Raw genomic sequence first — 1,282 nt, forward strand, 5'->3', positions numbered from 1 at the left:
CTTCATCTGCGCGCACAGGGCATTGCCGATGTCGTAGTCGAACCCGACGATTTCGCCCTTGTCGGTTTTCGAGGCGAACGGCGGGTAAGCCGCTTCGATACCGATGCGCAGGGTTTGCTCGGCGGCGAACGCGCTGGTGCACGCCAACAGGCTCAGGGCCAGACCGGTGATGAGGGGAAGTTTCTTCATGTTCGTTCTCTCGCGGGTTGTTGTTGGTTTGGCAAGATGAAGAAGAGCAGCTAGAAGCGGGGAGCTAAGAGCGGCCAGACTGAAGCTGTTTTTTGTACTTGTAAATCCATATTGGACTCATAGGTACAAGCCGTCAATCAGGGAGAAGAGAGTGTCTGCGAGGTTTTTGGTGCTGCAGATGGCCTCATCGCTGGCAAGCCAGCTCCCACAGTTTCAGTGGTGCACAAAAAATATGTGCACGACGCAAAACCCTGTGGGAGCTGGCTTGCCAGCGATGGCGGATTGGAAGGCGCTAGAGAACTTATTTCTTCCAGCGATCGGCGGCGGCGTGATCGCTGTCACGCCCTTCGACCCAACGCGGGCCGTCGCTGGTGTTTTCTTTCTTCCAGAACGGCGCACGGGTTTTCAGGTAGTCCATGACAAAGGCGCAGGCATCGAATGCGGCCTGGCGATGAGCGCTGGCGGCGCCGACAAAGACGATCGGCTCGCCGGGCTCCAGCGCGCCGATGCGGTGCAGCACTTCCAGTTTCAGCAACGGCCAGCGCTGCTCGGCTTCTACAGCGATCTTGCCCAGGGCTTTTTCGGTCATACCGGGATAATGCTCAAGGAACATTCCTGCCACATCCAACCCATCGTTGAAGTCGCGCACATAACCGACAAAACTCACCACCGCCCCGACGCCGACATTGGCCGCATGCATCGCATTGACTTCAGCGCCCGGATCGAACGGCGTGGCCTGCACACGAATCGCCATGCCTCAGCCTCCGGTCACGGTGGGGAAAAACGCCACTTCGTCGCCATCGACCACCGGCTCGTCGAGCTGGCAGAGATCCTCGTTGCGCGCACACATCAGGTTCTGCTCGCTCAATACCTCGGCACCGTCACGTTGCGCGAGCAATGCGCGCACGTCATCGACGGTGGCGAAATCACCTTCGACCTTTACCGAATCAACCCCCAGCGCCTCACGGTAACGGGCGAAAAACTTCACGGTCAGGTTCATGGCTGCTCCGCCTGAAAGTGCCCGCTCTTGCCGCCGACTTTCTCCAGCAGACGTACGCTTTCGATGGTCATGCCGCGATCCACGGCTTTGCAC

3 protein-coding genes and 1 pseudogene are annotated in these 1,282 nt (G+C 58.9%); all 4 read right to left on the minus strand.

Annotation, left to right across the window (positions count from 1 at the left end):
• Positions 1-189: transporter substrate-binding domain-containing protein (locus DBR24_RS15115; RefSeq protein WP_128615163.1), on the minus strand; the 189-nt coding region annotated here is incomplete at its 3' end.
• Positions 190-490: 301 nt separating this feature from the next.
• Positions 491-943 (minus strand): molybdopterin synthase catalytic subunit MoaE, encoded by a 453-nt coding sequence (gene moaE / locus DBR24_RS15120; RefSeq protein ID WP_016771590.1) that lies wholly within the window; start codon positions 941-943, stop codon positions 491-493.
• A gap of 3 nt (positions 944-946) precedes the next feature.
• On the minus strand, positions 947-1,189 hold the full coding sequence (locus tag DBR24_RS15125; RefSeq protein ID WP_016985014.1) for a MoaD/ThiS family protein: 243 nt from the start codon (positions 1,187-1,189) through the stop codon (positions 947-949).
• A pseudogene (gene moaC / locus DBR24_RS15130) lies at positions 1,186-1,282 on the minus strand (cyclic pyranopterin monophosphate synthase MoaC); the annotation flags it as partial. The gene DBR24_RS15125 and the pseudogene moaC, both read right to left, overlap by 4 nt.

The organism is Pseudomonas sp. HMWF006, assembly GCF_003061205.1.
Taxonomy (GTDB): Bacteria; Pseudomonadota; Gammaproteobacteria; order Pseudomonadales; family Pseudomonadaceae; genus Aquipseudomonas; species Aquipseudomonas monsensis.

Bases quoted from the DNA above. Each gene is read 5' to 3' on its own strand.
- DBR24_RS15125 (WP_016985014.1), bottom strand. From the start codon at position 1,189: ATGAACCTGACCGTGAAGTTTTTCGCCCGTTACCGTGAGGCGCTGGGG.
- moaE (WP_016771590.1), bottom strand. From the start codon at position 943: ATGGCGATTCGTGTGCAGGCCACGCCGTTCGATCCGGGCGCTGAAGTC.